24 protein-coding genes are annotated in these 23292 nt (G+C 66.6%); 7 read left to right on the forward strand and 17 right to left on the reverse strand.

What is annotated here, in order from left to right:
* Positions 1-258 precede the first annotated feature (258 nt).
* On the forward strand, positions 259-675 hold the full coding sequence (locus tag AB0K82_RS29270) for a hypothetical protein (protein ID WP_364403094.1): 417 nt from the start codon (positions 259-261) through the stop codon (positions 673-675).
* Between the two features lie 9 nt (positions 676-684).
* Here AB0K82_RS29270 and AB0K82_RS29275 read toward each other — a convergent pair whose 3' ends face one another.
* The 9 genes from AB0K82_RS29275 to AB0K82_RS29315 all read right to left on the reverse strand — a co-directional run bounded on the left by AB0K82_RS29275 (position 685) and on the right by AB0K82_RS29315 (position 11356).
* Positions 685-978: a helix-turn-helix transcriptional regulator gene (locus AB0K82_RS29275; protein WP_364403097.1), complete on the reverse strand. Its 294-nt coding sequence runs from the start codon at positions 976-978 to the stop codon at positions 685-687.
* A gap of 746 nt (positions 979-1724) precedes the next feature.
* Positions 1725-3005, reverse strand: coding sequence for a hypothetical protein (locus AB0K82_RS29280; protein ID WP_364403100.1), 1281 nt, complete (start codon positions 3003-3005; stop codon positions 1725-1727).
* 1479 nt (positions 3006-4484) lie between these two features.
* Positions 4485-5174 carry a S26 family signal peptidase gene (locus AB0K82_RS29285; RefSeq protein WP_364403103.1) on the reverse strand — a complete coding sequence of 230 codons (690 nt, stop codon included), beginning with the start codon at positions 5172-5174 and terminating at the stop codon, positions 4485-4487.
* Complete coding sequence (locus AB0K82_RS29290; RefSeq protein WP_364403106.1) at positions 5171-7051, reverse strand: ABC transporter ATP-binding protein; 1881 nt, start codon at positions 7049-7051, stop codon at positions 5171-5173. The genes AB0K82_RS29285 and AB0K82_RS29290 overlap by 4 nt, the downstream gene beginning before the upstream one ends.
* The gene (locus tag AB0K82_RS29295; RefSeq protein ID WP_364403109.1) at positions 7051-7596 is read right to left on the reverse strand and encodes a TlpA disulfide reductase family protein; all 546 of its coding nucleotides are present in this window, start codon (positions 7594-7596) and stop codon (positions 7051-7053) included. Before AB0K82_RS29295 ends, AB0K82_RS29290 begins: the two co-directional genes overlap by 1 nt.
* Before the next feature lie 18 nt (positions 7597-7614).
* Entirely contained in the window at positions 7615-8172 is a 558-nt protein-coding gene (locus AB0K82_RS29300; protein WP_364403112.1) for a MauE/DoxX family redox-associated membrane protein, read from the reverse strand.
* 902 nt (positions 8173-9074) lie between these two features.
* The gene (locus tag AB0K82_RS29305; protein ID WP_364403115.1) at positions 9075-9884 is read right to left on the reverse strand and encodes a class I SAM-dependent methyltransferase; all 810 of its coding nucleotides are present in this window, start codon (positions 9882-9884) and stop codon (positions 9075-9077) included.
* 93 nt (positions 9885-9977) lie between these two features.
* Positions 9978-10298: a type I restriction-modification enzyme R subunit C-terminal domain-containing protein gene (locus tag AB0K82_RS29310; RefSeq protein ID WP_364403254.1), complete on the reverse strand. Its 321-nt coding sequence runs from the start codon at positions 10296-10298 to the stop codon at positions 9978-9980.
* 146 nt (positions 10299-10444) lie between these two features.
* Positions 10445-11356 carry a helix-turn-helix transcriptional regulator gene (locus AB0K82_RS29315; RefSeq protein WP_364403118.1) on the reverse strand — a complete coding sequence of 304 codons (912 nt, stop codon included), beginning with the start codon at positions 11354-11356 and terminating at the stop codon, positions 10445-10447.
* A 129-nt stretch (positions 11357-11485) separates the two neighbouring features.
* Between AB0K82_RS29315 and AB0K82_RS29320 the strand changes: the two genes are divergently transcribed.
* The 3 genes from AB0K82_RS29320 to AB0K82_RS29330 are packed head-to-tail and all read left to right on the forward strand — an operon-like array spanning position 11486 to position 12479.
* Complete coding sequence (locus AB0K82_RS29320; protein WP_364403121.1) at positions 11486-11983, forward strand: ATP-binding protein; 498 nt, start codon at positions 11486-11488, stop codon at positions 11981-11983.
* Positions 11980-12264, forward strand: a complete 285-nt coding sequence (locus AB0K82_RS29325) for a hypothetical protein (RefSeq protein WP_364403124.1) — start codon at positions 11980-11982, stop codon at positions 12262-12264. The genes AB0K82_RS29320 and AB0K82_RS29325 overlap by 4 nt, the downstream gene beginning before the upstream one ends.
* Positions 12261-12479, forward strand: coding sequence for a hypothetical protein (locus AB0K82_RS29330; protein WP_364403126.1), 219 nt, complete (start codon positions 12261-12263; stop codon positions 12477-12479). Before AB0K82_RS29325 ends, AB0K82_RS29330 begins: the two co-directional genes overlap by 4 nt.
* Before the next feature lie 549 nt (positions 12480-13028).
* Here AB0K82_RS29330 and AB0K82_RS29335 read toward each other — a convergent pair.
* Positions 13029-13709: a response regulator transcription factor gene (locus AB0K82_RS29335; RefSeq protein ID WP_364403129.1), complete on the reverse strand. Its 681-nt coding sequence runs from the start codon at positions 13707-13709 to the stop codon at positions 13029-13031.
* Between the two features lie 92 nt (positions 13710-13801).
* On the opposite strand from AB0K82_RS29335, the gene AB0K82_RS29340 reads away from it, so the two are divergent.
* Positions 13802-14992 carry a transposase gene (locus AB0K82_RS29340; RefSeq protein ID WP_364403132.1) on the forward strand — a complete coding sequence of 397 codons (1191 nt, stop codon included), beginning with the start codon at positions 13802-13804 and terminating at the stop codon, positions 14990-14992.
* A gap of 39 nt (positions 14993-15031) precedes the next feature.
* On the opposite strand, the gene AB0K82_RS29345 is transcribed toward AB0K82_RS29340, so the two are convergent.
* Entirely contained in the window at positions 15032-16243 is a 1212-nt protein-coding gene (locus AB0K82_RS29345; protein WP_364403135.1) for a sensor histidine kinase, read from the reverse strand.
* An 89-nt stretch (positions 16244-16332) separates the two neighbouring features.
* On the opposite strand from AB0K82_RS29345, the gene AB0K82_RS29350 reads away from it, so the two are divergent.
* Entirely contained in the window at positions 16333-17340 is a 1008-nt protein-coding gene (locus tag AB0K82_RS29350) for an SAM-dependent methyltransferase (RefSeq protein WP_364403138.1), read from the forward strand.
* On the opposite strand, the gene AB0K82_RS29355 is transcribed toward AB0K82_RS29350, so the two are convergent.
* The 3 genes from AB0K82_RS29355 to AB0K82_RS29365 are packed head-to-tail and all read right to left on the reverse strand — an operon-like array spanning position 17325 to position 20457.
* On the reverse strand, positions 17325-18515 hold the full coding sequence (locus AB0K82_RS29355) for a cytochrome P450 (RefSeq protein WP_364403141.1): 1191 nt from the start codon (positions 18513-18515) through the stop codon (positions 17325-17327). The genes AB0K82_RS29350 and AB0K82_RS29355 overlap by 16 nt on opposite strands.
* On the reverse strand, positions 18512-19951 hold the full coding sequence (locus tag AB0K82_RS29360) for a PH domain-containing protein (protein ID WP_364403144.1): 1440 nt from the start codon (positions 19949-19951) through the stop codon (positions 18512-18514). The genes AB0K82_RS29355 and AB0K82_RS29360 overlap by 4 nt, the downstream gene beginning before the upstream one ends.
* Entirely contained in the window at positions 19948-20457 is a 510-nt protein-coding gene (locus AB0K82_RS29365) for a PH domain-containing protein (RefSeq protein WP_364403147.1), read from the reverse strand. Before AB0K82_RS29365 ends, AB0K82_RS29360 begins: the two co-directional genes overlap by 4 nt.
* A gap of 250 nt (positions 20458-20707) precedes the next feature.
* Between AB0K82_RS29365 and AB0K82_RS29370 the strand changes: the two genes are divergently transcribed.
* Positions 20708-21862 (forward strand): NADH-quinone oxidoreductase subunit D, encoded by a 1155-nt coding sequence (locus AB0K82_RS29370; protein ID WP_252802900.1) that lies wholly within the window; start codon positions 20708-20710, stop codon positions 21860-21862.
* Positions 21863-21869: 7 nt separating this feature from the next.
* Here AB0K82_RS29370 and AB0K82_RS29375 read toward each other — a convergent pair whose 3' ends face one another.
* The 3 genes from AB0K82_RS29375 to AB0K82_RS29385 all read right to left on the reverse strand — a co-directional run bounded on the left by AB0K82_RS29375 (position 21870) and on the right by AB0K82_RS29385 (position 23274).
* On the reverse strand, positions 21870-22193 hold the full coding sequence (locus AB0K82_RS29375; RefSeq protein WP_364403150.1) for a helix-turn-helix transcriptional regulator: 324 nt from the start codon (positions 22191-22193) through the stop codon (positions 21870-21872).
* Positions 22190-22567 carry a type II toxin-antitoxin system RelE/ParE family toxin gene (locus tag AB0K82_RS29380; protein ID WP_364403153.1) on the reverse strand — a complete coding sequence of 126 codons (378 nt, stop codon included), beginning with the start codon at positions 22565-22567 and terminating at the stop codon, positions 22190-22192. Before AB0K82_RS29380 ends, AB0K82_RS29375 begins: the two co-directional genes overlap by 4 nt.
* Before the next feature lie 293 nt (positions 22568-22860).
* Positions 22861-23274: a hypothetical protein gene (locus AB0K82_RS29385; RefSeq protein ID WP_364403156.1), complete on the reverse strand. Its 414-nt coding sequence runs from the start codon at positions 23272-23274 to the stop codon at positions 22861-22863.
* Positions 23275-23292: the final 18 nt, after the last annotated feature.

The raw sequence follows: 23292 nt of genomic DNA on the forward strand, positions 1-23292 counted from the left end.
ATGGGAACAGTCGGCCGCGACGCCGCAGACGATGCCGGTGTCGCGGCCGACGGCTGATCCCTGGCGGGGGGCGCTCTCAAACGGTCAGGGCATCACTGCGAAATGATCACGATGGTCCACTGGGGGGGAGACTGCACGAGGTTTTCGGCTCTGTCGCACTTTCGGTGGTAGCAGAGGCGTTGTCCTATCACGCTGAGGCACGCTCAGATCGTCTGCCGTGACGGCGCCGCCGGCTATGCCGAAGCCGTGTGCCAAGCCTTGCCCGATGCCCTGCAGGGCGGTGACCGGTGGCACATCTGGCACAGTCTCGCCCAGACGGTCGGGAAGGAAGTGGCTGTTCACAGCGGCTGCTGGGCCACCGCCTCCTGGGTACGCAAAGTCGACGGCGGAAAGACCACCACCCTGCAGTGGTGGCAGCAGGTCCACGACCTGCTCGATGCGGGAGTCGGCCTGCTGGAATGCGCCCGGCGGCTGGACCTCGCTTTGAACACCGTCAAACGCTACGCGCGGATCGCCGACCCCGCCCAGATGCGGCGGGCACCGCAATGTCGGCCCGCCCTCTCATCTCGCAGGCTGTCTCGGCTGCTGCTCGGCCGTCGGAACACTCTGAGGCCTGACCAGGACCTGCCCCAGTTGACGGCGCAGGTCAAAACAACGCTCGGACTCGGAAGGTGATTTCAGCCATCAATCCTCTGCAAACCGCCCAGACGCACTACAAAGACATGTGCGTACGCCACCGCACGAACAACCGTAGAAATACATATATGCGGCAAGTCCCGCTTGAAGGCGCGACTCCAGGCCAAGTATCTCCAGGACCCGGCTCGTATGGAGTTTGACCGTATGCTCGGTGATCTCGAGATGAGCCGCGATCTGTCTTGCCGAAAACCCCTGCCCAAATAAGTTGAAGACCTGCAACTGGCGTTGCGACAATCCTTCCACGCGATTCAGCGCTTTCCTTATTCGGAGCTGGGGTTGCATTCTTCTGTCATAACCCACGCCGAGTGTCCACCTACCGTATTCAGATGCTCACACAACGACAAATAACGGCACTCAGTGGTGACAATGTTTACATGGCATAGTTAGATCGTCAACTACCAGTTGAGTATGCCGTGAACGACGGCCACAAGCGGCCCAGCGGTGCCCGCAAGGCCTCGCGGCAGCCACAGTGCGAAGGCTACTAACCAGAGTTAATGGGTGATCGCGGTCGGGTGAATGGATGGGCCGGCGGGGTGGGCGGATGCCGGTGGCATGGCCAGATACCCCCAAGGCGATGGGTTGACCGCCGTCGGCCGATACAAACGGGAACAGGTGCGGATGCAGGCTGGGCAGTGGTTCGCCGAGGGCTGGGCCAATGCCGAGGTCGCCGGTGAGTTGCGGGTCTGGGGTCCGGCAGGTGGAGAAGTGGCGGCATACCTGGTGCCGGGAGCGTGCTGGTCTGGGACACCTGGGCATCCACCACTCCAAGGCGATGGGCGAGTTCATCCACGCCCAATTCCGACCGGCTGAGGGTGATACAGCACCATCCCGGCATCATCGACGGCTGCCTATCACCCACCGGCCTGACCCCGACGACACCCCACCCGCCATCACCGATTAATGCCGGTTAGATCGCGCTGGTGCTGAACGCCCCGGATACGGTCCGGTGAGGAAGCCACGATCGCGTGTGGCGTTTCGACGCCATGGGACCCGGTAATCCCGCGAGGAGCGGCCACCTAGATCCAGGCTCAAGAGGGTTCGGATTTCCTGGCTAGTTCGGCGATCCCTAGTGCAGCGGCGAGGCATGCGAGGGGAATGACCGGCAGCACGTAACGGTGGTCAAAATCGAGTATCGCCACGGGAGCTACAAGGAGGATACTAGCGACTACCCAGGGAAACAGAGCGGAACGCGGCCGACGAAAAGCTCCGACTGCACCTGCGAACAGGATTACGGCCAGTAGCGGACCTGGCAGATAGGCTGGGTACTGGTAGTCGATCAGGAAACCTGCGTACGGATCGACGGAACACTGGCCGCGAATTGCGGAGTCGTACTTCCTGCGCGCCTCTGAGATCTGGGGTGTGTCGGGCAGCGGAGCACACCCTCGTGCGAAACCGAAGGCCGGTTGAATCCGGCGGGGATGCCGTGCAGGCGGGAAGGTAAAAGCGAGTGAGACGTCGTGGATGACATCCATCAGATAGTCGAACGGTTGGGCAGCGATGGCGTGTATAGCGAAGGATCGGGCCGTGTCGTTGTTGCTGGCCAAGCCGCCCGGTGCTTGGTTGATCGACGATTTGGGATCCCATACGTACTCTCCTGCGGCATCCTGTCGCGCGCCGTTGGGGCACAGGTATCTTTCGGTCGCTGGCGGCTTGATGACCGAGCAGTCGGCGAACGTCATGGTGCGGGCCCACAAAGCGACTCCGTCACCGTCGGCCAGACTGAATCTTCCCTCTTCCACCCGGAACCAACAGGCATACGCAGCCAGGGGAAGCAGCCCAGTCATCATCAAGGTGGCAAGTGGGCGCCACCCGACTCTTCCTACCGCCACGTACACCACCAGGACGACGAGCAACGGCAAGCCGATCGTCCGTACCAACGTGGCCGCCGCGAGAAGTAAGCCTGCGCTGACTGCGGCCCACGTCGAGAGGCTCGGTGACCATAGCGTCACGGTGACTGCGCTCATCACCAGGAAGATGAACAGTGCATCAGGCAAAATCCCCTGCTCCAAGCGCAGGAAAGATGCGTCGAACAGCACAGGTATCGTTGCGGCTATTGCGCCCCATACGGGCACTGAACGGCGACGCAGCAACGCGTACGTCATGCCGCCGATAGCCAAGCCCATCAGGTGCTGAATACCCGCAACCAGCAGAATGCTATGGAGCGGTTGCAGTACCCAAAGAAAGATAGGGTAACCACTCGGCTGGAAACCTCCAGGCTGGAATCCCGCCGAGGGCCTGAGGTGGAACGTTACGCTCAGGTAGGTAAATGAGTCGTACCAGTAGAGCCTCGGCGGGCGATAGCCCAGCATAGTGACGACTCGAAGGATGGTTGCGACGGCGAGGACTGCAACAAAGGACCTATGCGACGCCCATATCACTAGTAATGCGTTCTGGATACGAGAACGCAGCCCTCTTCGAGAGGTCTCCTCACCAGCTATCCAGTTCTCGGGACCGGCAACCTTTGTGATTTTTGTCCGCTCCTCTCATAACTTCTAGACCGGGGAAGATCAGCCGACCCCTGGCAACTCTCAGTGGCCGCCCACACTCATCCATGATGATGAGTGTGTGTGGCCATCCAAGAGCTTAACATCGGTTCGAGACATTCAAGGCCGATTTCGACGCGGGTCCGCCGGTTCACGCCTATGACGCTGCCATGTAAGGGTTATCCCAGGCTCATGCCTTAATGTGTAAGTGCGTGCCGCTATCGGAGAGATTTCGTTATCGTCTTCCTTGCGCGGCTTACGAATCGCTTGTCTCTACCGTCACGCCACCATGACAGGGGCGGGTCTACTCGCCCCGCAAGGCCTCGGCTTCCGTGACGCTGTACCTGGGCGCATGCTCAGGTGGTGGTCACAAGCCACCCCGAGAAAACGAGACCCCTGATGAGTGCACGGTGTGACGGCTCACAGATCGTGGGGATAGACCTGCACCGTCCGGTACCGGTGGCGGTAGCGGTACCGGACGGTGCAGGTGCGCATGAACGGAAGGTGACCACCTGGGCAAGGCGCATGGACCCTCTCCCCTGGGGGACACCCGGAGCGCCTGTCGACAACGCACGAATCCTGGCTCTGGCACGTATTCCATGAGGCGGCCGGTGGCGGCCGGTGCACAACGCGTTCGCGGAGCAGGTCCGGTTTGGCGCGGCCGCACATCTGTCGTTTGATCATTCTTGATGCGGTTGACGTGGCCTTCGACCTTCCCGGAGCTGTGGGGGCAGGGTGAGGCCGACGGTGACGGCGTCGTGGTCGCGGCGCAGGCCGGTCACGAAGGGGTGCAAGGTCAGGTAGGTGGTCCCACCCGGCCAGCGGCCATCCACTGTTCCAGGTGCTGGCCGCGGCGCTGGAGGGCAAGCCGACGAGGTTGGCGGGGTTGCGCATGATCCAGCCGGTGAACTGCCGGACTTTCGGTGGCACCGGTGCGGGTCCGGGTGGGATGACGCCGGACCGGAACGGGCGGACGTCGTCGCGGACGGCGGCGTAACTGCCCGATAACCCCGGTCGCGAAGTTCTTCCCCTAGGCGGACGGCGTCGGTACACCCTTGATTCCATCGCTGGCGCACGTCGTCCCGCGTGGGTGTCCAAGAGTCTGTCGCGGCGGCCGGTTCTGTCGTCGACCAGCAGTTCTTCAGCGTAGACAGCGCGGGCGAATCGCCGGACGGTGTTGCGGCTCAACTCCAGTTCGGCGGCAATGTCGCCCCGTCTGACGTGCTGGGCGAGCAGGGCATGGACGGCGGGGTGACGCTGGCGGGCGCGTTCGGCCAGCCGGCCCTGCCGGGTTGCGGGCTCAGGCTACGAACGAAGCACTACTCCAAGGACTCGTTCCACTGGAAAATATCCTATCTGCCGAGAATCGAAGCTTTTCTCGCGATTGTCCCCAAGCAGCACCAGCTTTCCCGACGGGATATAGTCCTCTGGTACATGAGCCAAAGCTGGTGCTTGATCACGGGGCACAGGGTCACCCGACACGGCGACGACTCTTTTGATCATCCAACATCGATCCGGTACTGCGCCAGCCCCGAACTTCTCTGGTATCGGTGAACTGACCCAGTTAACTTCCCTGGTTGGACTTTCCACAACGACGACCTGTCCAGGCACCAGCGTCCGCTTACGTCGCACGAGTACCCGATCGCCATCGTGATAGGTCGGCTCCATACTCACGCCAGATATAGTAACCGCAACAAATCTGCGTCCCAGGTATGCAGCGGCGGTCGAGGCGATGCTGAACGCTAAGGCCGACGATGCATAGACGAGCGTCCATCCTGAAACGGTGGTGAATAGCGCGGTCAGCGTGCACATCCAAAGCGCCACTGCGGTGATTCTGAACCCTGCCTGCAACAGCAGCAGGCTCCGCTCACGCCCCCTGAAACTCCGTGGAGCTCTTGGTCTCGGCCATGCGTGCGGTGAACCGTCCGGCTGCGAATGCAGCTGTGGATGACCAACCGCTTTCTTCACATGTCCGGGTTCCGCATTGGTGGTCATAGCTCTCCTACGAATGCTGCGTCGCCATCCGTCTTGATCTGATAGCCGGACGCCTGCAAAGTGAACAATTGTGCATACTCGCCACCAGCCGCCACGAGGGCCTCATGGTCACCTTGCTCGACAATGCGGCCGCCAGAGAGCACGACGATAAGGTCTGCCTCGCGTACAGCGCCAAGCCGGTGAGATATGAGTAGGCTCGTCTGCCCATTGCGATGCTGCCGGAGTGACGAGTGAATCTGATGCTCCGCTTCAGCATCAAGCCCAGCGGACGGTTCATCGAGAATCATAAGGTCACGCTGGGAGCGAAAGAATGCTCGCGCCAGTGCGACCCTCTGCCACTCACCACCGGATAGCACTACGCCAGCCTCCGCGTCGTTCTTTTCGGACTCCATGAGAAACATTCGAGTCAGCAGCGTATCGTATCCATGAGGAAGTCTGGAGAGCTTTTCATGTATACCTGCACGTTGCGCAGAAGTTCGCATACGCTCGCGATCTTGGAACGCGGAGAGGTCACCGAGTGCGATGTTGTCGGCAGCGGTCATATCGTAGTTCATATAATCCTGGAACACTGCTCCGATCCGCTGACGCAGCGCCGTTACGTCGACTTCAGAGATATCTATTCCATCCCACAGTATGGCGCCACGAGTGGGATCGTAGAAGCGACACAAAAGCTTAACAAGAGTCGATTTACCTGCACCGTTCAGCCCGACCAGCGCCAGCGTGCATCCGTAGGGGATCTGCAAGTTCACGCCGCGCAATATCCACGGGTGATCCGGAGAGTAACGGAACCATACATCGCGAAGCTCTATCCCCTGCCGCATCCGCGGCAACTCATGTGGGTTTGTGGTGATCGGCAGGTCGGAACTGGCAGTTGTGACCGCAATGTAATGGTCAAACATCAGCAGTGCTTGATGCGATCGCGCTACCTGCATCGCAAGCGTGGCGAGCGCACTCTGCACGCCGGCGACCGCCGCCACGAACATCGTGATGTCACCGGCTGAGAGCCGCCCCTGGTGCGCGGCGCCCACCGCCCACATCAGCCCTCCCCCAGACACCACTGCGGCCATTAGCCCAAGGACTACTTGGACGATGACCTGCCGTCGATCCACCAATCGGATCGCGGAGTCGGCCGTGCGGCGCTCGGCCAACATGCGTCCGCGAAGAAAACTTCCGAGTCCGAGAAGTCGTACTTCCTTGGCCGCGGCCACATTGGACAGGAGCTCTCTGTAAAAGAACTCACGCCGTTCCGCGGGTCCGATTTTCCAGAGCGTCCGAGCCCGCCGCCTTGACATTGAGATCTGGGCGAAAAGCGTCGGCGCCCCAGCTCCCAGCACGAGTGCAGTCATCAATGGGCTGAGTACGAGCAGTGATCCTAGAAAGCCGGTTATGGTGATCGCTGCCTGAATGACGCCTATAGAGCCTTCCATAAGTTGGGTGGAGGTAATTCCGCCGGACTGCTGCGCGAGTCGCAGCCTGTCAAGGAATTTTGGATCCTCAAAGCGCGCCAGTCCAACAAAACGATCCATCGCCGTGAAAAGGCGGACCTCTGCCTCCAATCTCACTCGACGTTCCATCTCAGAACGCAAATACTCCGTCAGATGCGGCATCGCGCCGACGACGACGCCGACTATAGAGAGACCTGCGGCCAACCTGAGCAACGCGGTCAACGGAACCCCGCGGGCTAGGTCCTCCAGAAGGAGTTTGGTAAGCCAGGCCGCTGTCACAGGCAGTGTGCCGGTCATCAATGAAAGACCGACATACAGCACTATGATGATTGGCGCAGAACGGAGCACCAACGAGCAGGCAGTGACCGCCCTCAGCGAAAGGCCTTTCGGGTACTTCAGTCGTGCCCCCTTGAGCGATTCAGCGTCGTTCATTAGGCCGGAGCGTTCAGCGGTTCCAGATCTACCTCGTTACTCGTAACAACGAGTCGGCCGCTGTGGTCCGATGCGACCATGAGCACGGTTGGAAAAGCCTTAGCATTGAATGCGGTGGCGAGCATCGAGTCGCGATCCGCGACCACCACCTGAGCCACCGGGCTCAGGGCGGCGACGAACGGAGCAGCCTCCTCAACGCCACCGACCACAGCCGCCAGGACATGGTTCCGGCCTCCAGACATCGACCGAGCATACTCCACGAATTTTGGTAGCTTCTCTTGGCACGGTGCACAGGTCGGAGAAAAGAACGCCACCAGCGTTTCGCCAGATAGTGACTCTCGATTCACTGACTCGCCGTCGACCGTGGATGTCGAGAAGTCACCGATTTCTGTTCCTACCTCAATGATGGGTGGAACGCCAGCGCTTCCCATCACCGACAACAGCTCAGTGTGTTCACGCAGGCGCTTTATTACACCGAGCGTAAGGATCAGATCGAAGGTGCAGAGCAAACCAATCAGCAGTACGGCAGCGATCAGAGCGGGCAATTTGATCTCCTTACTATTTCATCGACCTGTGCGAACTGGATTCGACGGGCCATTGATAGGAAGAAACAATCCAAGGACGTCATCGATTATGATGGCCATACCGCCCAGCAGCAGGCCGGCGAACATGGCAACTACTGCTCCACTTACGTCGACGGACCCACCCGATAGTGCGGTCAGCACGCCGACGACCACAACAGCCACCAAGCCGACGTTCCGTACGATGTGGCGAGACCCGAGAGGAATCACCGATGCGCCGAAACACCGACAAGGAGCATGTATACCTCGGCGCAAACTAAGAGAAATTCCGGCTATGAACAGTGTGAACAGAATAGCCGCGGCCGCGAATCCAATCATCGCAAATAGTTGCCCGGGGATCGCGAGCGTGACGCAGGTCGAAAATTCGGCACCTATTACCAAATAGGCCGCCAGTCGAACGAATATCGACGGTAGAATCTTCATTCCCTGCAACGACGCAACGAAGGCACCGAACGCATCTCGCCCTATCACCTTACTAACAGACGAAGCCAGGAAGACAACGCCGATCAAGCATCGAACTCCAATTGCCACGTACTGCACCAGAGAATCTCCCTCTAGGCCACGACGATGCCATGAACACGGCCGCCGGCCACCCCACTTGGGAACGGCCGAGGTCAACCCCGCCAGACGGAACGTACAACGTGGTGCCCGTATGAGAGAAGCTCACGGCAGCTACCAAAACAGGCTATTGCGACCTCTCCCCGGTTCGGTCAACTTAACTAGGGAAGTGCCGCAAGGCATCGTCTGACCACCTCAGGAGGGTGGATATGTACAGTAAGCTGGAACGACTCGGGGCAGGAATCCTCGGCCTCTTCGTGCCCAAGGTCGAGGCATCGGCCAGCGCCGCTTCGTGCGGGTGGAAGAGCTACTCCTCGTGTTGGGAGTGCGGTGGTCGTCCATGCTCGTCCTACTGCTGCAGCGGCACGGGCTGCGACCACACGAGCTCGCGATGCGGCTGATCTCCGGGTTTGGCTTCGCTTCCTTCATCGGGACGTGATAGGCGCGTACGGCTGAGATCCGACAGCTTCTCGGACGACTAAGTGGAAGTGCCTTCTGGGGGCGAGGGATTCGTCGCCTGATCGAGGCTCACCCCTGGAAGGCACCTTCCATTTTTCGCCTATTCGGCCATGCGCTACTCGGACATACGGGTCCTTCGCGTCTGACCGGGCCAGCGCTTCCGGTTTCTCAGCTTGCTGCTACTACGGCAAGGTCTGGTGCGCCTAGTAAACACGCGACCAGTCCGCTGCCGGGCCGCGCCATTCTGGCCGCGGGCCGCCGGCGGGCGGTCACCACCATGGACAAGGCCGTGATCACCGACCCGGCCCACCGGCCAGACGACATCGGCCCACGCCTCACACCACCCTGAACTCACAGCCACGACCTGTGAGCAGCATCCGAACGTTCCCTGACCCGTTGTCGAGGTCGAAAAGTACTCGGTCTGTTCAGGCGAGAGGCTTGGTGGCGCGGAGCGAGTACATCAGCGGCATCCGGGGGCGGCCCTCGGGGAGCCGGTAGGCGATGCCGTGCCGTTCTAGGACGGAGAACCGCTGCCAGAGTGTGTAGTCGTGCTCGTGCAGGAAGTCGATGCGCAGGCCGGCAGTGGTCAAGGCCGTGACGACCTCACCCAGCCCGTGGGTGAACTCGATCGATCGGGTGTGCTGGACGGGTGCCTGCGGGTCGGCGTAACTGCCCGCATCGTCGTCCCAGACCTGTGGCCCCTCGGCGAAGTAGTCGAACGTGACCGTACGGCCCTCCTCGTCATCGAGGGTGCCGGCGAAAGGGTGGAACTCTGCGAGGTAGGCGAACCCGCCTGGACGCAGCAGTGCCGCCGCGGTTCTGGCCCAGCGGTCGATGTCGGGCAGCCAGCACAGTGCACCCAGCCCCGTGTAGACGATGTCGTAGGTCTCGCCGAGGGCCGTCACCGCGTCGTACACGTCGGCCGCGACAAAACGAGCCTGCAGCCCAACCTCGTCTGCCACCCTGCAGGCGGCCTCGACGGCTTTCTCGGAGAAGTCCAGCCCGGTCACATGTGCGCCCCGCCGGGCCCAGGACAAGGTGTCGAGCCCGAAATGGCACTGCAGGTGGACCAGGCGCCGGCCGGTGACGTCTCCGACTTCGGCTAGCTCGAAGTCCCGCAGAGTCTGGCCGCCGGCCTTGAACCCGGCTAGATCGTAGAAGTCGCTGGCCAGGTGAATCGGGACTCGTTCGTCCCAGAGCGCCTTGTTGATCGTGAGGTAGTCGGGATCCGCCACAACCGCAAGCGTAATGATCACGAGTGAAGGCGGCGAACCATTCACCGGCGAATCCGGCACTCGCATGACCCCCAGGTCGGTCCACATGCGCCTTCAGCTGTCGGAGGCACCCCCGGCCTCAAGGGCCGCCGCCGAACCCGCCGCCCAGCCCGTCACCCGCCCCATCCGCGGTGCCCGGCTGGTGAAGGGCTGCTCGTACAGGTCACCGACCTCGACGACGCCGTTCTGTGCGAGCGAGTCGAAGATCAGCCCGATGAAGTCGTGCTGAGCCGGGGTCAGCGTCTTGCCCGCCTGGAAGTCGTCGAAGGCTGCTCTGGCGGCCTCTCTCTGCAGCCCGGTGATCGAACGAAGGAGCAGCCCGAAGCCCTCGGGCTGCTCGGCGAGACCGCCCAGCCGCGGCCCGCACGTACGCAGGACGCGTTCGAGGTCTCCCGTTCCTCAGCTGTCGACGGCGGCCACTTCGACGCACTCGCCAGAGTCCGTGGACCGCTCGGCCTTACGCCACTCGACGCGCGAAAGATCGACCTGGGGCATGAGCGTACGCCTCTCGGCTCGGTGGGTCATCTGCTCGCCAGTTCTTCGGCAATGAACGTCATCGTAGCCGCGGGCGACAAGGCCGCCCCGACCAGATGGCGAAACGCCCCGTGGAAGCGCTCGACCTCAGCCGCCTCCTCGATGTACAACTCACCGGCGAAGTTGTCCACGTAGGCAGCGTCCCGGTCGGCTTCGTCGGGGAACTGAAGGATCGTGAATGGGCCACGTCCAACGCCCGGATGAGCCCCGATGGAGAACGGGATCAGCTGCAGTGTCACCGAGGGCATGCGGGCGGCTTCTGCGAGGCGTTCGAGCTGACCGTACATGACCTCTAGACCCCCGACTGGGCGCCGGATCGCGGCCTCATCGATGACCGCCCACAGGCTGAGCGGGCCGGGGCCGGTGAGTATTTGCTGGCGTTGCATGCGTACGGCGACACGGTCGCTGGTCACTTGTTCAGAGACCTCATCGTGCGGGTTCTGCACCAGGGCACGGGCGTACTCTTCGGTCTGCAGCAGGCCTGGGATGACGAGCGGCTGGTAGGTCAGCAGAGTCGACGCTTCGGCTTCCAGGCCGATGTAGGTGGTGTAGGTCTCGGACAGCATCTTGCTGTAAGGCTGCCACCACCCGCGCTGACGTCCCTCGCGAGCCAAGGTGAGCAGTTCCTCATGCTGCCGGGCGTCCTTTACTCCGTAGACATCCAGCAATGCCCGCACGTCACCGATGTTCGGCCGCACCCACTGCGAATTCTCGATGAATCGCAGCTTGGCCGTTGAGAACTCCAGCCGCTCGGCAACCTGCTCCAGGGTCATGCCGGCGCTGGCGCGGAGCTGCCGTAGTTCGGCAGACAGACGTCGCCTGCGCAGGGTCGGACTGCGGCGTTCTGGCATGTCGCGATCGTAGTCACGGCCGGCGTCCGGCTCATTGAAAACAGGCATTTGTTAGCTAATCATACCACTTGAAAGATTGCCCTTGAAAGTTTGCCTTGCCGGGTCCATCCTGAGGCCACCGAACACATCCGCTAGGACTCCATGCGTCCTGGCGCAACTACAGGGAGTTGCTCTCCCGTGACACCCGATCCCGCGGTCATCGCCGACCGCTCCCCATATCCCCCAGAACCGGCGTCCGCGTCCGTCTCGCTCCACGTCCGGCGGGACGCCGTCCGTGATGCCCGGCGCTTTGTCGCCGCTGCCGTGGCCGGCCACCCCTACGACGCCTACGAGATCGCGCTGCTGGCGTCCGAGCTGACGACCAACGCCGTGCGCGCCGCCGAGGCCATGCACCCCACCTGGCCCGACGACATTCGCCCGATCGGCGTCACGCTGACCATCACCACCCGGTACGCGCACCTGGCCGTCAGCGACCCCGACGCCGAACCCCTGCCCGCTCAGCAGCACGGCGGCCTGCTCGCCGAACGCGGACGCGGTCTGACCATCGTCGACCAGCACGCCGCCGCCCGATGGGTCACCTACACCGACCACGGCAAGACCGTCCACGCCCTCATCGCCGCACCCGGCGTCATCCTCACTACCGCCGAACTCGCCGAGATCCGGGGAACCTCATGATCCGGCGACTCCTCGCCGCCCTCGGCATCCTGATCACCAGGCCCGAGCGGTCCGCGTGGCCGCCTCCGCCACGCCGGCCCGAGCCACCGGACCCCTCCCCGGCCCAGCTCGCCGAAGTCCAGAGCCTGTGCTCCCAATGGCTCGTGATGTGGTGCTGGTACCGCCGCGAATACGCCGCCATCGCCAGATTCGGCCCCGAACCAACGATCATCTACGCCCGCGACCCACGACATTTAGTGTTCCAATGCCGCGCGACCGAACTGGCGCTGGCGATCCCATGAGCCCCAATCGGGATCGTGGACCGGCCTCGGGATACGCGCACCTGCTGGAGACGTACCGGCTCGTACTCGCCCTCGTACCGGTCGTCGGGCGCGATCTGCCGCGCGGGACCGCCGAGCAGATGGAGCGCCTCCGTCTCATCGACCCGGTCACAGCCAAACAGATCGGTACCGAGAACGAGCAGCTCCACTGGAACACGGACGAGCCCCGCCGGTGATCACGGAGATCCGACCGCACCTGACCAAACACGCGGTGACGGCAGAAATCTCGCAGGACTTCGCCGTCGTGGTGGTCACTTCGCCGCCGCCGTGTCGGGATGATGACCGGTATGCCGGTCTTGGCGGGTGCATGCCGACGTCAATGTGGCCGATCGAGCCGGTCGGATGGCCCCGCGCTCGGGGCGGCCGAGCGAAAAGCTCGGCGAACGCTCGCGCCGACGGGTGGTTCGTCCAGATATAGGAGCTGGGATCGGCGGCTTTACCGAGCATTACGAACGGCTGCACCGGCGGACCGCACCCGCAGGGCGGCCCCACCACGTCGGGCGGCGGCCGGACTCGAGTCGATCGGGGGACCGGTGCCGTCGCAGTTGCCGCCTTGACGTTCGAGCGAACCGAGATTCGTCCTATTCACGCCCTTCACCCCGTCAACACCGACAGCAAAGGTTCGTGCCGCCGACGCGGAAGGACACGCTCACGAGGCGGGGGCGTGCTGAGCGCCGCCGTTCGGGCGACGCCGGGTGGCACCGTTTCGGTGCCGGGCGGCGGCGTCAGTCCGCGCCGCTGCGGACGAGGCCGGTCTCGTAGGCGAAGACCACCGCCTGGACGCGGTCGCGCAGCTCCAGTTTCATGAGGACGCGTCCGACGTGGGTCTTGACGGTCGCCTCGGAGACGTACAGGCGGCTCGCGATCTCGCCGTTGGACAGGCCCTTGGCCACGAGGTTGAGGACCTCGCGCTCGCGGGCCGTCAGGGTGTCCAGCCGGGCGTCCGGCACCGGCTCCTCGGCCGGCAGGTGGGGCACGAACTTGTCGATCAGGCGCCGCGTGGTGCTGGGCGCGACGACCGCGTCGCCGGAGCAGACCGCGTGGATCGCCTCGATCAGCTGCGTCGGCCCGGCGTCCTTCAGCAGGAACCCGGCCGCCCCGGCCTTCAGCGCCGCGAAGGCGTACTCGTCCAGGTCGAAGGTGGTCAGAATGATGACCTTCGGGGCGGCCGGCAGCGCGCAGATCCGCCGGGTGGCCTCGATGCCGTCCATGCGCGGCATCCGCACGTCCATCAGGACCACGTCGGCCGGGGTCTGCCGGACCACCCGCAGGGCCTGCTCACCGTCGCCGGCCTCACCGGCGACCTCCAGGCCCGGCTGCGCGTCGAGGACCATGCGGAAGCCCGCGCGTACGAGCTCCTGGTCGTCGACGAGCAGGACCCGGATCGGTGCCGTCTCATCCGTCATCGGCTGCGCGGTATGGAGACTCCGGCCTGGCTGCCACAGTCTCCACACCGCTCCCTCCTCAGAATGTCAGTGGTGGTGGTTAGCGTGCGGGCATGCGGTTCCGGCTTGCGCCCACGCCCGCCCAAGAGCAGGCGCTGCTGGACCACTGCTCGCACGCCCGATATGTGTGGAATCTCGCTGTCGAGCAGCACCAGCACTGGCGGCCGGGCCGGGCGAGCGCGCCGGGCTATGTCGAGCAGTGCCGCCAGTTGACCGAGGCCAGGAAAGAGTTCTCCTGGCTGGCAGCGGGCTCGCAGACGGTCCAGCAGCAAGCGCTGCGGGACTTCGCCCAAGCCATGGCGAACTTCTTCGCCGGGACGCACCGGCGGCCTACCTGGCGCAAAGCGGGCATCCATGAGGGATTTCGAATCGTGGGGCGGCGTGGCAGCCAGTGGGAGGTGCGGCGGCTGTCCCGCAAGACGGGACAGGTGTGGATCCCGAAGGTGGGCTGGGTGCGGTTCCGCTGGTCCCGCCAAATACCCGATTTGGCCAAGTCGTTCCGGGTGAACCGGGACCGGGCAGGACGCTGGCACGTGTCCTTCGCGGTGATCCCGCCCCCCATCGACGGCCCCGGCACAGGCGAGGTCGTCGGCATCGATCGCGGAGTGGCCGTCTCCGCCGCTCTGTCCACCGGCGAAAAGTTGTCCGTACCCGGCCTGTGCAAGACCGAGGCCACGCGCCTGCGGCGCCTGCAACGCAGGCTCGCGCGCGCCAAGCGCGGGTCGAACCGCCGGACGCGAGTCAAGACCGCGATCGCCCGAATAAAGGCGCGTGAGACCGACCGGCGCAAGGACTGGGTGGAGCAGACCTCCACATACCTGGCCCGCCGCTACGACCTCATCCGGGTCGAAGACCTGAAAATCAAGAACATGGTGCGGTCCGCGCGCGGCACCCTCACCACGCCGGGGACGAACGTGCGGGCCAAAGCCGGACTCAACCGTTCCATCCACGCGGCCGGCTGGGGCCTGCTGGTCACCCGTCTGGAACAGAAGGCCCCGGGCCGGGTCGAAAAGATCGACCCCGCGTACACCTCCCAGACCTGTCATGCCTGTGGGCATTGCGCTGCGGAGAGCCGTGAGAGCCAAGCGGTCTTTCGCTGTCGCGCCTGCGGACACGTCGATCACGCGGATGCGAACGCGGCCAAGAACATCGCCGTCGGACGGACGGTGACAGCGCGAGGAGCCCTCCAGCCACCAGGCGGGGCTATGAGCCGCGAACCTCAACCTGTTCCCTCCTCCGAGTAGAGCGGGCTGAAATCCCCCGCCGCCAGGCGAGGGAGGACGTCAAGCCGCACTCGTCTCCGCTCGTCGGGCCTCGGTCGCCGGGAGGCGGGCGAAGACCTCCCATCCGCCGCCGGGCCGTGGCCCGGTGCGCACCGACCCGCCGTACAGGGCGGCGCGCTCGCTCATGCCGACCAGCCCGTGGCCCTGTCCGTCGCCGGGGGCGGCCGCGCCCCGGCCGTCGTCGCGGATGCGGATCTCCACCGCGTCATCACCGTAGTGGAGGTTCACCTCCGCCGTGGCCGCGGGTCCGGCGTGCTTGCGGGTGTTCGTCAGCGCCTCCTGGACGATGCGGTACACCGTGAGCTGCAGCGCGGTGGGCAGCTCCGACGGCACCCCTTCGACCGTGAGGCCGACCGGCAGCCCCGCCGAGCGGATCTGGTCGACGAGCTCGGCGAGCTGCTCGACGCCGGGCTGCGGCGCGTACGGGCCGGCGTCGCCGCCCTCGCGGAGCACGCCGAGCATGCGCCGCATCTCGGTGAGCGCCTGCCGCCCGGTCGCGCCGATCGTCTCCATCGCCCGCTTCGCCCGGGCCGGGTCGATGTCCACCATGTACGACGCGCCGTCGGCCTGGACCACCATCACGCTCACGCTGTGCGCGATGACGTCGTGCATCTCCCGGGCGATCCGCGCCCGCTCGCCGGCCGCCGCGACCTGCATGTGGGCGTCGCGTTCGCGTTCCAGACGCTTCGCGCGCTCCTCCAGCTCGGCGGTGTACTTGCGCCTCGTGCTGACGTAGAGCCCCCACACCCAGATCGCCCCGGTGAAGATCGTGAAGGGGATCAGCGTGCTCCACTTCTGGCCGGCGTCCTGATCCACCCACCAGCGCCACACGGCGAGCGCGGCGCCGAGCTCCACGACGGCGGCCGCCATGATCGACCAGATGAACGCGTATTCGGCCGCGATCAGGTACAGCATGACGAACAGGTTGAGGTCCACCGGCGAGACCTGGATGTTGAACGCCCACTGCACGAACGCGACACAGGCGATGAACGCGAACACCGCACGCGGCCACCGGCGGCGCCAGATCATCGGGACGCACATCGCGGCGACGAGGGCGAGGTAGGCGTACCAGGCGATGGGGCGCTGGTACAAGATGTGCGGGTCGGTGAACGTCTCGATGACGCTCAGCGAGATGCCGAGGATCGGCAGCGCCCACAGGAGGTCGACGAGCCGGGGATGACGCCGAAGCCAGGCGAAGACACGGGCGAACACCGCATCAGCGTACGTTCGGCCGCCTCGGCGCGCGTCCGTCCTGAGTCGGACCCGCGTCCACCGCGAGGCGCACGCGGTACGGTCAAGAGGTGGGTCAGGTCGGGTGGCGGGCGGCGATGCAGCAGGCGCTGTACGGGCCCGAGGGCTTCTACACGCGGGGCGAGCGGCCCGCCGCGCACTTTCGTACCTCGGTGCACGCCTCACACCGGTTCGCCCTGGCCCTGGCGCGGCTGATCGTCGAGGTCGACACGGCCCTGGGCCACCCCGCCCGGTTCGACCTCGTCGACGTGGGCGCCGGCTGCGGGGAGCTGCTGGCCGAGATCCTGCCCGTGACGAGCCTGGCCGGGCGGCTGCGGCCGATCGCCGTGGAGGTCGCCCCGCGACCCGAGGCGCTGAGCGGGTCGATCGAGTGGCGGGCCGCGCCGCCCGACGAGATCACCGGGCTGGTCATCGCCAACGAGTGGCTGGACAACGTGCCGATCGACGTGGTCGAGCTGACCGACGCGGGGCCTCGCCTGGTCGTCGTCGACCCGCGCACCGGGGCGGAGATCCCGGGCCCCGCGCCCGCCGCGGAGGACGCCGAATGGCTCGAACGCTGGTGGCCGCTGCGCGAGCTCGGCGACCGTGCCGAGATCGGCCGGCACCGCTGCGCGGCCTGGGCGTCGGTCCTGCAGCGGCTGCGCGGCGGCGTGGCGCTGGCCGTCGACTACGCGCACGAGCGGGATCACCGTCCGCCGTACGGCACGCTGACCGGCTACCGCGACGGCCGCTGCGTCTCCCCGGTGCCCGACGGCTCCTGCGACATCACCGCGCACGTCGCCCTGGACGCCTGCGCCGAGGCCGGCCGGCGCGCCGGGGCGACCGCCACCCTGCTGACCACCCAGCGCGCCGCGCTGCGCGCGCTCGGGCTACGCGGCGAGCGGCCGGCGCTCGACCTGGCCCGCTCGGACCCGCGCGGCTACCTCCAGGCGCTGCGCGCCGCCGGCGAGGACGCCGAGCTGATCGACCCGTCCGGGCTGGGCAGCTTCGGCTGGCTGGTGCAGACCGTCGGGGTCGACGTGCCCGCCGTCCTGGGCAAGGGTCAGACCGCCACCTGAAGCGACCGCAGCCCGCGCAGGACGTAGCCCGGCTTCCACTCGGGGTCCGCCTTGACGGTCAGTCCGGGCGCGAGCCGCAGGAACGCGCGGAACGACTCGGCCAGCTCCACCCGCGCCAGCGGCGCGCCCAGGCAGAAGTGGATCCCGGCGCTGAACGCCAGGTGCGGATTGGGCGTACGGGACAGGTCGAGCACGTCCGGGTCCGCGAAGACCTCGGGGTCCCGGCAGGCCGAGGCGAACTGCAGGGCGACCTCGGCGCCGCGCGGGATCGGCACCCCGCCGACCTCGATGTCCTCCAGCACCCAGCGCTCGAACAGCGGCAGCGGCGTGTCGTAGCGCAGCAGCTCCTCCACCGCCGTGGGGATCAGCTCGTGGTCGGCGCGCAGCCGCTCCAGCTCGCCGGGGTTGCGGAACAGCGCCCACCAGGAGTTGCCGGTGGCGTTCACGGTCGCCTCGTGCCCGGCGTTGAGCAGCAGGGCGCAGGTCCCGATCAGCTCGCCCTCGGTGAGCCCCTCGACCTGGCACAGCGCGCTGATGAGGTCGTCGCGCGGGTCCGTACGGCGGGCGCGGGACAGGTCGCGCAGGTAGTCGGAGAACTCGATCGAGGAGCGCACCGCGGCGTCCTGGATCTCCTTGGACGGGTTGAGCTGGTACATCCCGCACATGTCCGCAGACCAGGGCCGCAGCAGGTGCCGATCGGCCTCGGGGACGCCGAGCATCTCGGCGATCACGGTGACCGGCAGGGGCTCGGCGACCTCGGCGATCACGTCCCCGCCGCCCCGCTCGACCAGGCCCCCGACGAGTCCCTCGGCCAGCGCCCGGATCCGGGGCCGCAGGTCCTCGACCATCCGCGGTGTGAACGCCTTCGACACCAGCCGCCGCAGGCGGGTGTGGTCCGGCGGCTCCATGTCGAGCATGCCCGCGTCGTTCAGGTCCCAGAACGGCTTCAGGAACTCCGGCTGCGGCTCGCGGCCGAACTCCTCGTCGGTGGCGACGTGGTGGTACGTACGGCCGAGCCGCCGGTCCCGCAGCAGCGCGTTGACGTCGGCGTACCGGGAGATGACCCACTGGTTCGTCGGCTCGTGGAAGAAGACCGGGGACTCGCGGCGCAGGCGGGCGAGCGCGGGGTACGGGTCGGCGACGAAGGCCGGCGACCCGGGGGCGTAATCGTTCATCTTGCCCAACGTTCGGTGCGGATGTCGGTCGCGCGCGCCCGGTGCGCCCGCCCGGCCGCCGACTCGACGATCGCGCGGGCCTCCCCGAGCTCGCGATCCTCCGCGGCGACCTGGACCGGTCCAGGTGGCGCGTCGATGTGAACGGTACCCAGCCCCAGCAAACGCTGCAGCGGGCCGGCGGTGAGGCGGACGCTCTGCGCCCGCGCGTGGGCGATGACGTCGAGGCGCCGGCACACCCGGCCCCGGCGGGTGACGAACAGCGAGTCGTCGGTGCCGGCCTCCCCCTTGCGGAACGGCGCGAGCCAGGACCGGGGCGTCGGCAGCAGCGGAACCGCCTCGGCGTTCGTGCCCGGGAAGACCAGGCCGACCATCTGCAGCGCGACGTGCCGGGGCGCGACCGGCAGCAACACCGACGACAGCGCCTGCCGCTCCCCCACGTAGCCGGCGACCGTGACGTCGATGCGCGCCCAGCCGGTACCGCGCCACAGCAGCGGCTCGACGACCCGGACGGCCTGCACCCGGCCGGGCGGCACCGTCTGCATCCGGGTCTCCATCAGGCCGTACCGCAGTCGCAGGCCGTCCGGCGACAGGGCGGCCGTGAAGTTGGTGTGCATGACCAGCGGCGCGATCACACCTCGGGCCAGGCCCAGCAGCACCGGCAGCGCGGCCGCCAGCACGCCGAGCTCCCCGAAGGCGACCCCGAACGCCAGCAGCGCCACGAACAGCACCAGCGCCCCGATGACCGGCAGCTTCATCAGCTGCGAGCCCAGCAGCGCCCCGAAGCCCACCCGCCAGTAGGGGCGTTCGGGCGCCTCGGGCGTGTGGCCCGGCAGCCCGGCGGCCCGGGCCAGCAGCTCGGCCCGCAACTGCTCGGCCATCGGCCGCCCGAGATAGCGGAACTTCGTCTCGGCCTGGTCGCCGCCGGCCAGCTCCACCCGCACCTCGGCGAGCCCGAACACGCGGGACACCAGCGGCCGTACGACGTCCACGGCCTGCATGTGCGCCAGCGGGATCCGGCGGTTGCGGCGGCGCAGGATGCCGGTCTCGACGACCAGGTCGTCCCCGGCGATCCAGAACTTCAGCGACCACCAGATCCAGAACCCGATGGCCGCGGCCACGACGCTCGCCGGCAGCATGACGAGGAGGAAGCGGGCGAGGACCGCCGGGGTGAGGACCAGGGCGAGGCCGCCGGAGGTCTGGGTGAGCAGCAGCGAGTAGCCGCCGAGCACGAACGCGATGACGACGACCCCGACCGCGTTGATCACCGCTGTGGCCATGTGCAGCCGGTGCACCCCGTGGGAGAAGTGCACGGGCGGCTTGGGCGGCGGGCCGTACATCGGCGGCGGACCGTACCCTGGCGCGTACATCGGCGGGGTGAAGTGCGGGCGCGGCGGGGGCCCGTACGGCGGCCGCCCCGGCCCGTAGGGACCGTTCACAGCCCGATCGACCTCGCTTCGCCCTTCTGCGCGAGCCGGTCCCGCAGGATCGCGGCGTCGCGGGCGGGCAGCCCGGGGATGCGCGCGTCGGTGGCCGCCGCCGCGGTGTGCAGGCGTACGGTCGCCACGCCCAGCCACTGTTCGAGCAGCCCGGCGGTGACGTCGACGTACTGCATGCGCCCGTACGGCACGACGACGAGGTGCCGGACGAAGAAGCCGTGCGTCACCAGCAGGTCGTCGGCGCGCTCGGCGAAGCCCCAGGACCGGTAGCTCAGCTCGGCGACGACCCAGCTCACCGCGCAGGCGACCAGGACCAGGGCGAGCCAGATCAGGCCGCCGGCGAGGCCGCGGGTACGGGACAGCACGAACGCGCCGACGATCGTGACCGGCAGCGCCCACAGCAGCACGGCGATGCGCCGGTGCCAGGTCAGCTTGGGCGAGACCCGCACCCACGCCATGCCGCTCGGCGGGTCGAACGCCTGCTCCGCCCGCGCTCCGATGGGCACGGCCGAGGGCATCGACGGCCCGCTCGGGACGGGTGGCGGAGGCGGCGGCGGGCCCTGCCGCGGGCCGGGCGCCGCGCCGGGCGGCAGGATGTTCGGACTGCCCGGCGGCATGTCCTGCGCCGCATGCGGATTCGGATACTGATCGCCAGCATTCATGTCGGGAGTAAGTCAACCCCAACCGGGCCGCGTTCCGCGAGACCTCGCATGGCAGGATGGATGATCTGAGCGAGAGCGAGAGGCGAGCGCGGCAGTGAGCACCGAGCGGATCGTGGGCGTGGGCGCGGGGACCAAGGACCTCGCCACCGAGGACATGACGCTCAACATCGGGCCGCAGCATCCCTCGACGCACGGCGTGCTGCGCCTGCGGATCACCCTGGACGGCGAGCGGATCACCGCCGCCGAGCCGATCATCGGGTACATGCACCGGGGCGCGGAGAAGCTCTTCGAGGTCCGCGACTACCGGCAGATCATCGTGCTGGCCAACCGGCACGACTGGCTGTCGGCGTTCGCCAGCGAGCTGGGCGTCGTCCTGGCGGTCGAGCGGATGCTGGGCATGGAGGTGCCGGTCCGCGCGGTGTGGGCGCGCACCCTCCTGGCCGAGCTGAACCGCGTGCTCAACCACCTGATGTTCCTCGGCTCGTACCCCCTGGAGGTCGGCGCGATCACCCCGATCTTCTACTCCTTCCGCGAGCGCGAGCAGGTGCAGCGCGTCATGGAGGAGATCTCCGGGGGCCGGCTGCACTACATGTTCAACCGGGTCGGCGGCCTGAAGGAGGAACTGCCCGCCGGCTGGCTCGGGCGCGTCACCGACGCCGTCGCCGCCGTGCGCCACGGTGTCGGCGACATCGACCGGCTCATCCGGGGCAACGAGATCTTCCGGGCCCGCACCCGCGGCGTCGGCGTGCTGACCCGCGAGCAGATCGAGCAGTACGGCGTGTCAGGGCCGATCGCCCGCGCCTCCGGCGTCGACTTCGACCTGCGACGCGACGAGCCGTACCTCGCGTACGGCGAGCTGCAGGACGTGCTCCGCGTGGTGACCCGGACCGAGGGCGACTGCCTGGCGCGGTTCGAGTGCCTCCTCGACCAGGTGCACGCCTCACTCGATCTGGCCGACGCCTGCGTGGCCCGCCTCAAGGAGCTGCCGCCCGGTCCGATCAACGTACGGCTGCCGAAGGTGCTGAAGGTGCCGGAGGGTCACACGTACGCCTGGACGGAGAACCCCCTCGGCATCAACGGCTACTACCTCGTCTCCCACGGCGAGAAGACCCCGTGGCGGCTGAAGCTCCGGTCGGCGTCCTTCAACAACATCCAGGTACTCCGCGAGATGCTCCCCGGCCACCTCGTCGCCGACATGATCGCCATCCTGGGCTCGATGTTCTTCGTCGTCGGCGACATCGACAAGTAACCCGCCGCTAAGCGACGACGAGCCACTCGTCACCGAAGTTGGCGACGATCTTCAGCTTCCCGCCGAGTGCCTCGACGTAGCGGGTCAGCACCTCGGTCCCGACATCGGTGACCCGCCCGTTCTCGATCTGGCTGACGCGGCCGGGCGAGACCCCCATGATCTCGGCGACCTGCGCCTGAGTCATGCCCCGACGTTTGCGCGCCTCCGCGAGATGATGGCCCCGGACTGCGGCCATCATCTCTTCCCCCAGCGCAGCGATCCGCTCTGAACTGGCGGCAGTTTGACCGTGCTTCGTGTCCCTCCACCGCTTCACGCCGTCCACCAGGCTCACCCTTCCCTCATCCGATCGCCGAGGTAGCGCTCATAGGGCTGTTCGGCCACCGGGATGTTCTCCGCATACCACCGTGACCACTTGCCTGCTTTGTCACCGGCGACCAGCAGAACCGCCGATCTCCAGGGATCGAAGATGAACAACACGCGCAGCTCACTGGAAGCCGCCGAACCCGGCCTCAACTCCTTGAGGTTGTGGAGCTTCGATCCTTCGATCCGGTCCACCAGGGGACGCCCAAGAGACGGCCCGTGGAGTTCCAGTTGATTGATCGCCGCTAGCACTAAATCGTACGAGCGAGGGTCGATGACCTCTAGGTCATCGAGCCACTCGAGCACCTCATCAGTGAGGTAGATCTCCCAGCCCACCAGCAGCATCCGTTCCCGACTTTAGCTATACCTAAACACGCAGGGCAACCCTTCGCCCTCTTCGATGATTACTTATAGCATCTGATCAAATACTTAAGGTGAGATAGTAGCTGACGAGTGGGGCTGTGCCGTTCTGGTCGCCACCGGGTCCATCGGGGGCAAGCGCGGGGCCGAGCCGTCCGGGCCCGGGTCCTGCTCGTGGTCGTCGCCGGGGCGAAAGAAAGCAAGGCCGGGCGGCCGTGCCCATGATGGCCGCCCGGCCGGTCGTTACCCGGTCATGCGCCCGGGTGGTCGTCGGTCGGTCAGCCGGCGGGTGGGGCGGCGCCGTTCTGGCCACCCGGGCCGCCGGGGGCGGCGGTGGGGCGGAGGGAGGCGCAGGCCTTGAGGGCCTTCTGCTGGGCGGCGGACATCGTGGGCATGCCGCTCGGGCGGCCCGACGGACGGGCGGTGGGCCTGCCGGACGGTCTGCCGCTGGGGGCGCCCCCGCCCGGCCCGCCGCCGGGGCCCCGGCTGGGCATCGTCACGCCCTGTTTCTCCATGCACTGCCGGTAGGCGGTCATGGCACTGGAGTTCGGGCCGCCGCCCTGACCGGCCTGCTGCCCGCCGCTCTGCGCCGAGGTCTTGTCGCCGCCGCCCCCGCAGGCGGCGCTGAGGAGCAGGGTCCCGGCGACGGCGGTGCCGCCGAGCAGTCGGACGGTCAGTTGCCTAGTACGCATGTGATCTTCTCCTTCGAG

It is taken from the genome of Actinoallomurus sp. NPDC052274, assembly GCF_040679475.1.
GTDB classification, from domain to species: domain Bacteria; phylum Actinomycetota; class Actinomycetes; order Streptosporangiales; family Streptosporangiaceae; genus Actinoallomurus; species Actinoallomurus liliacearum.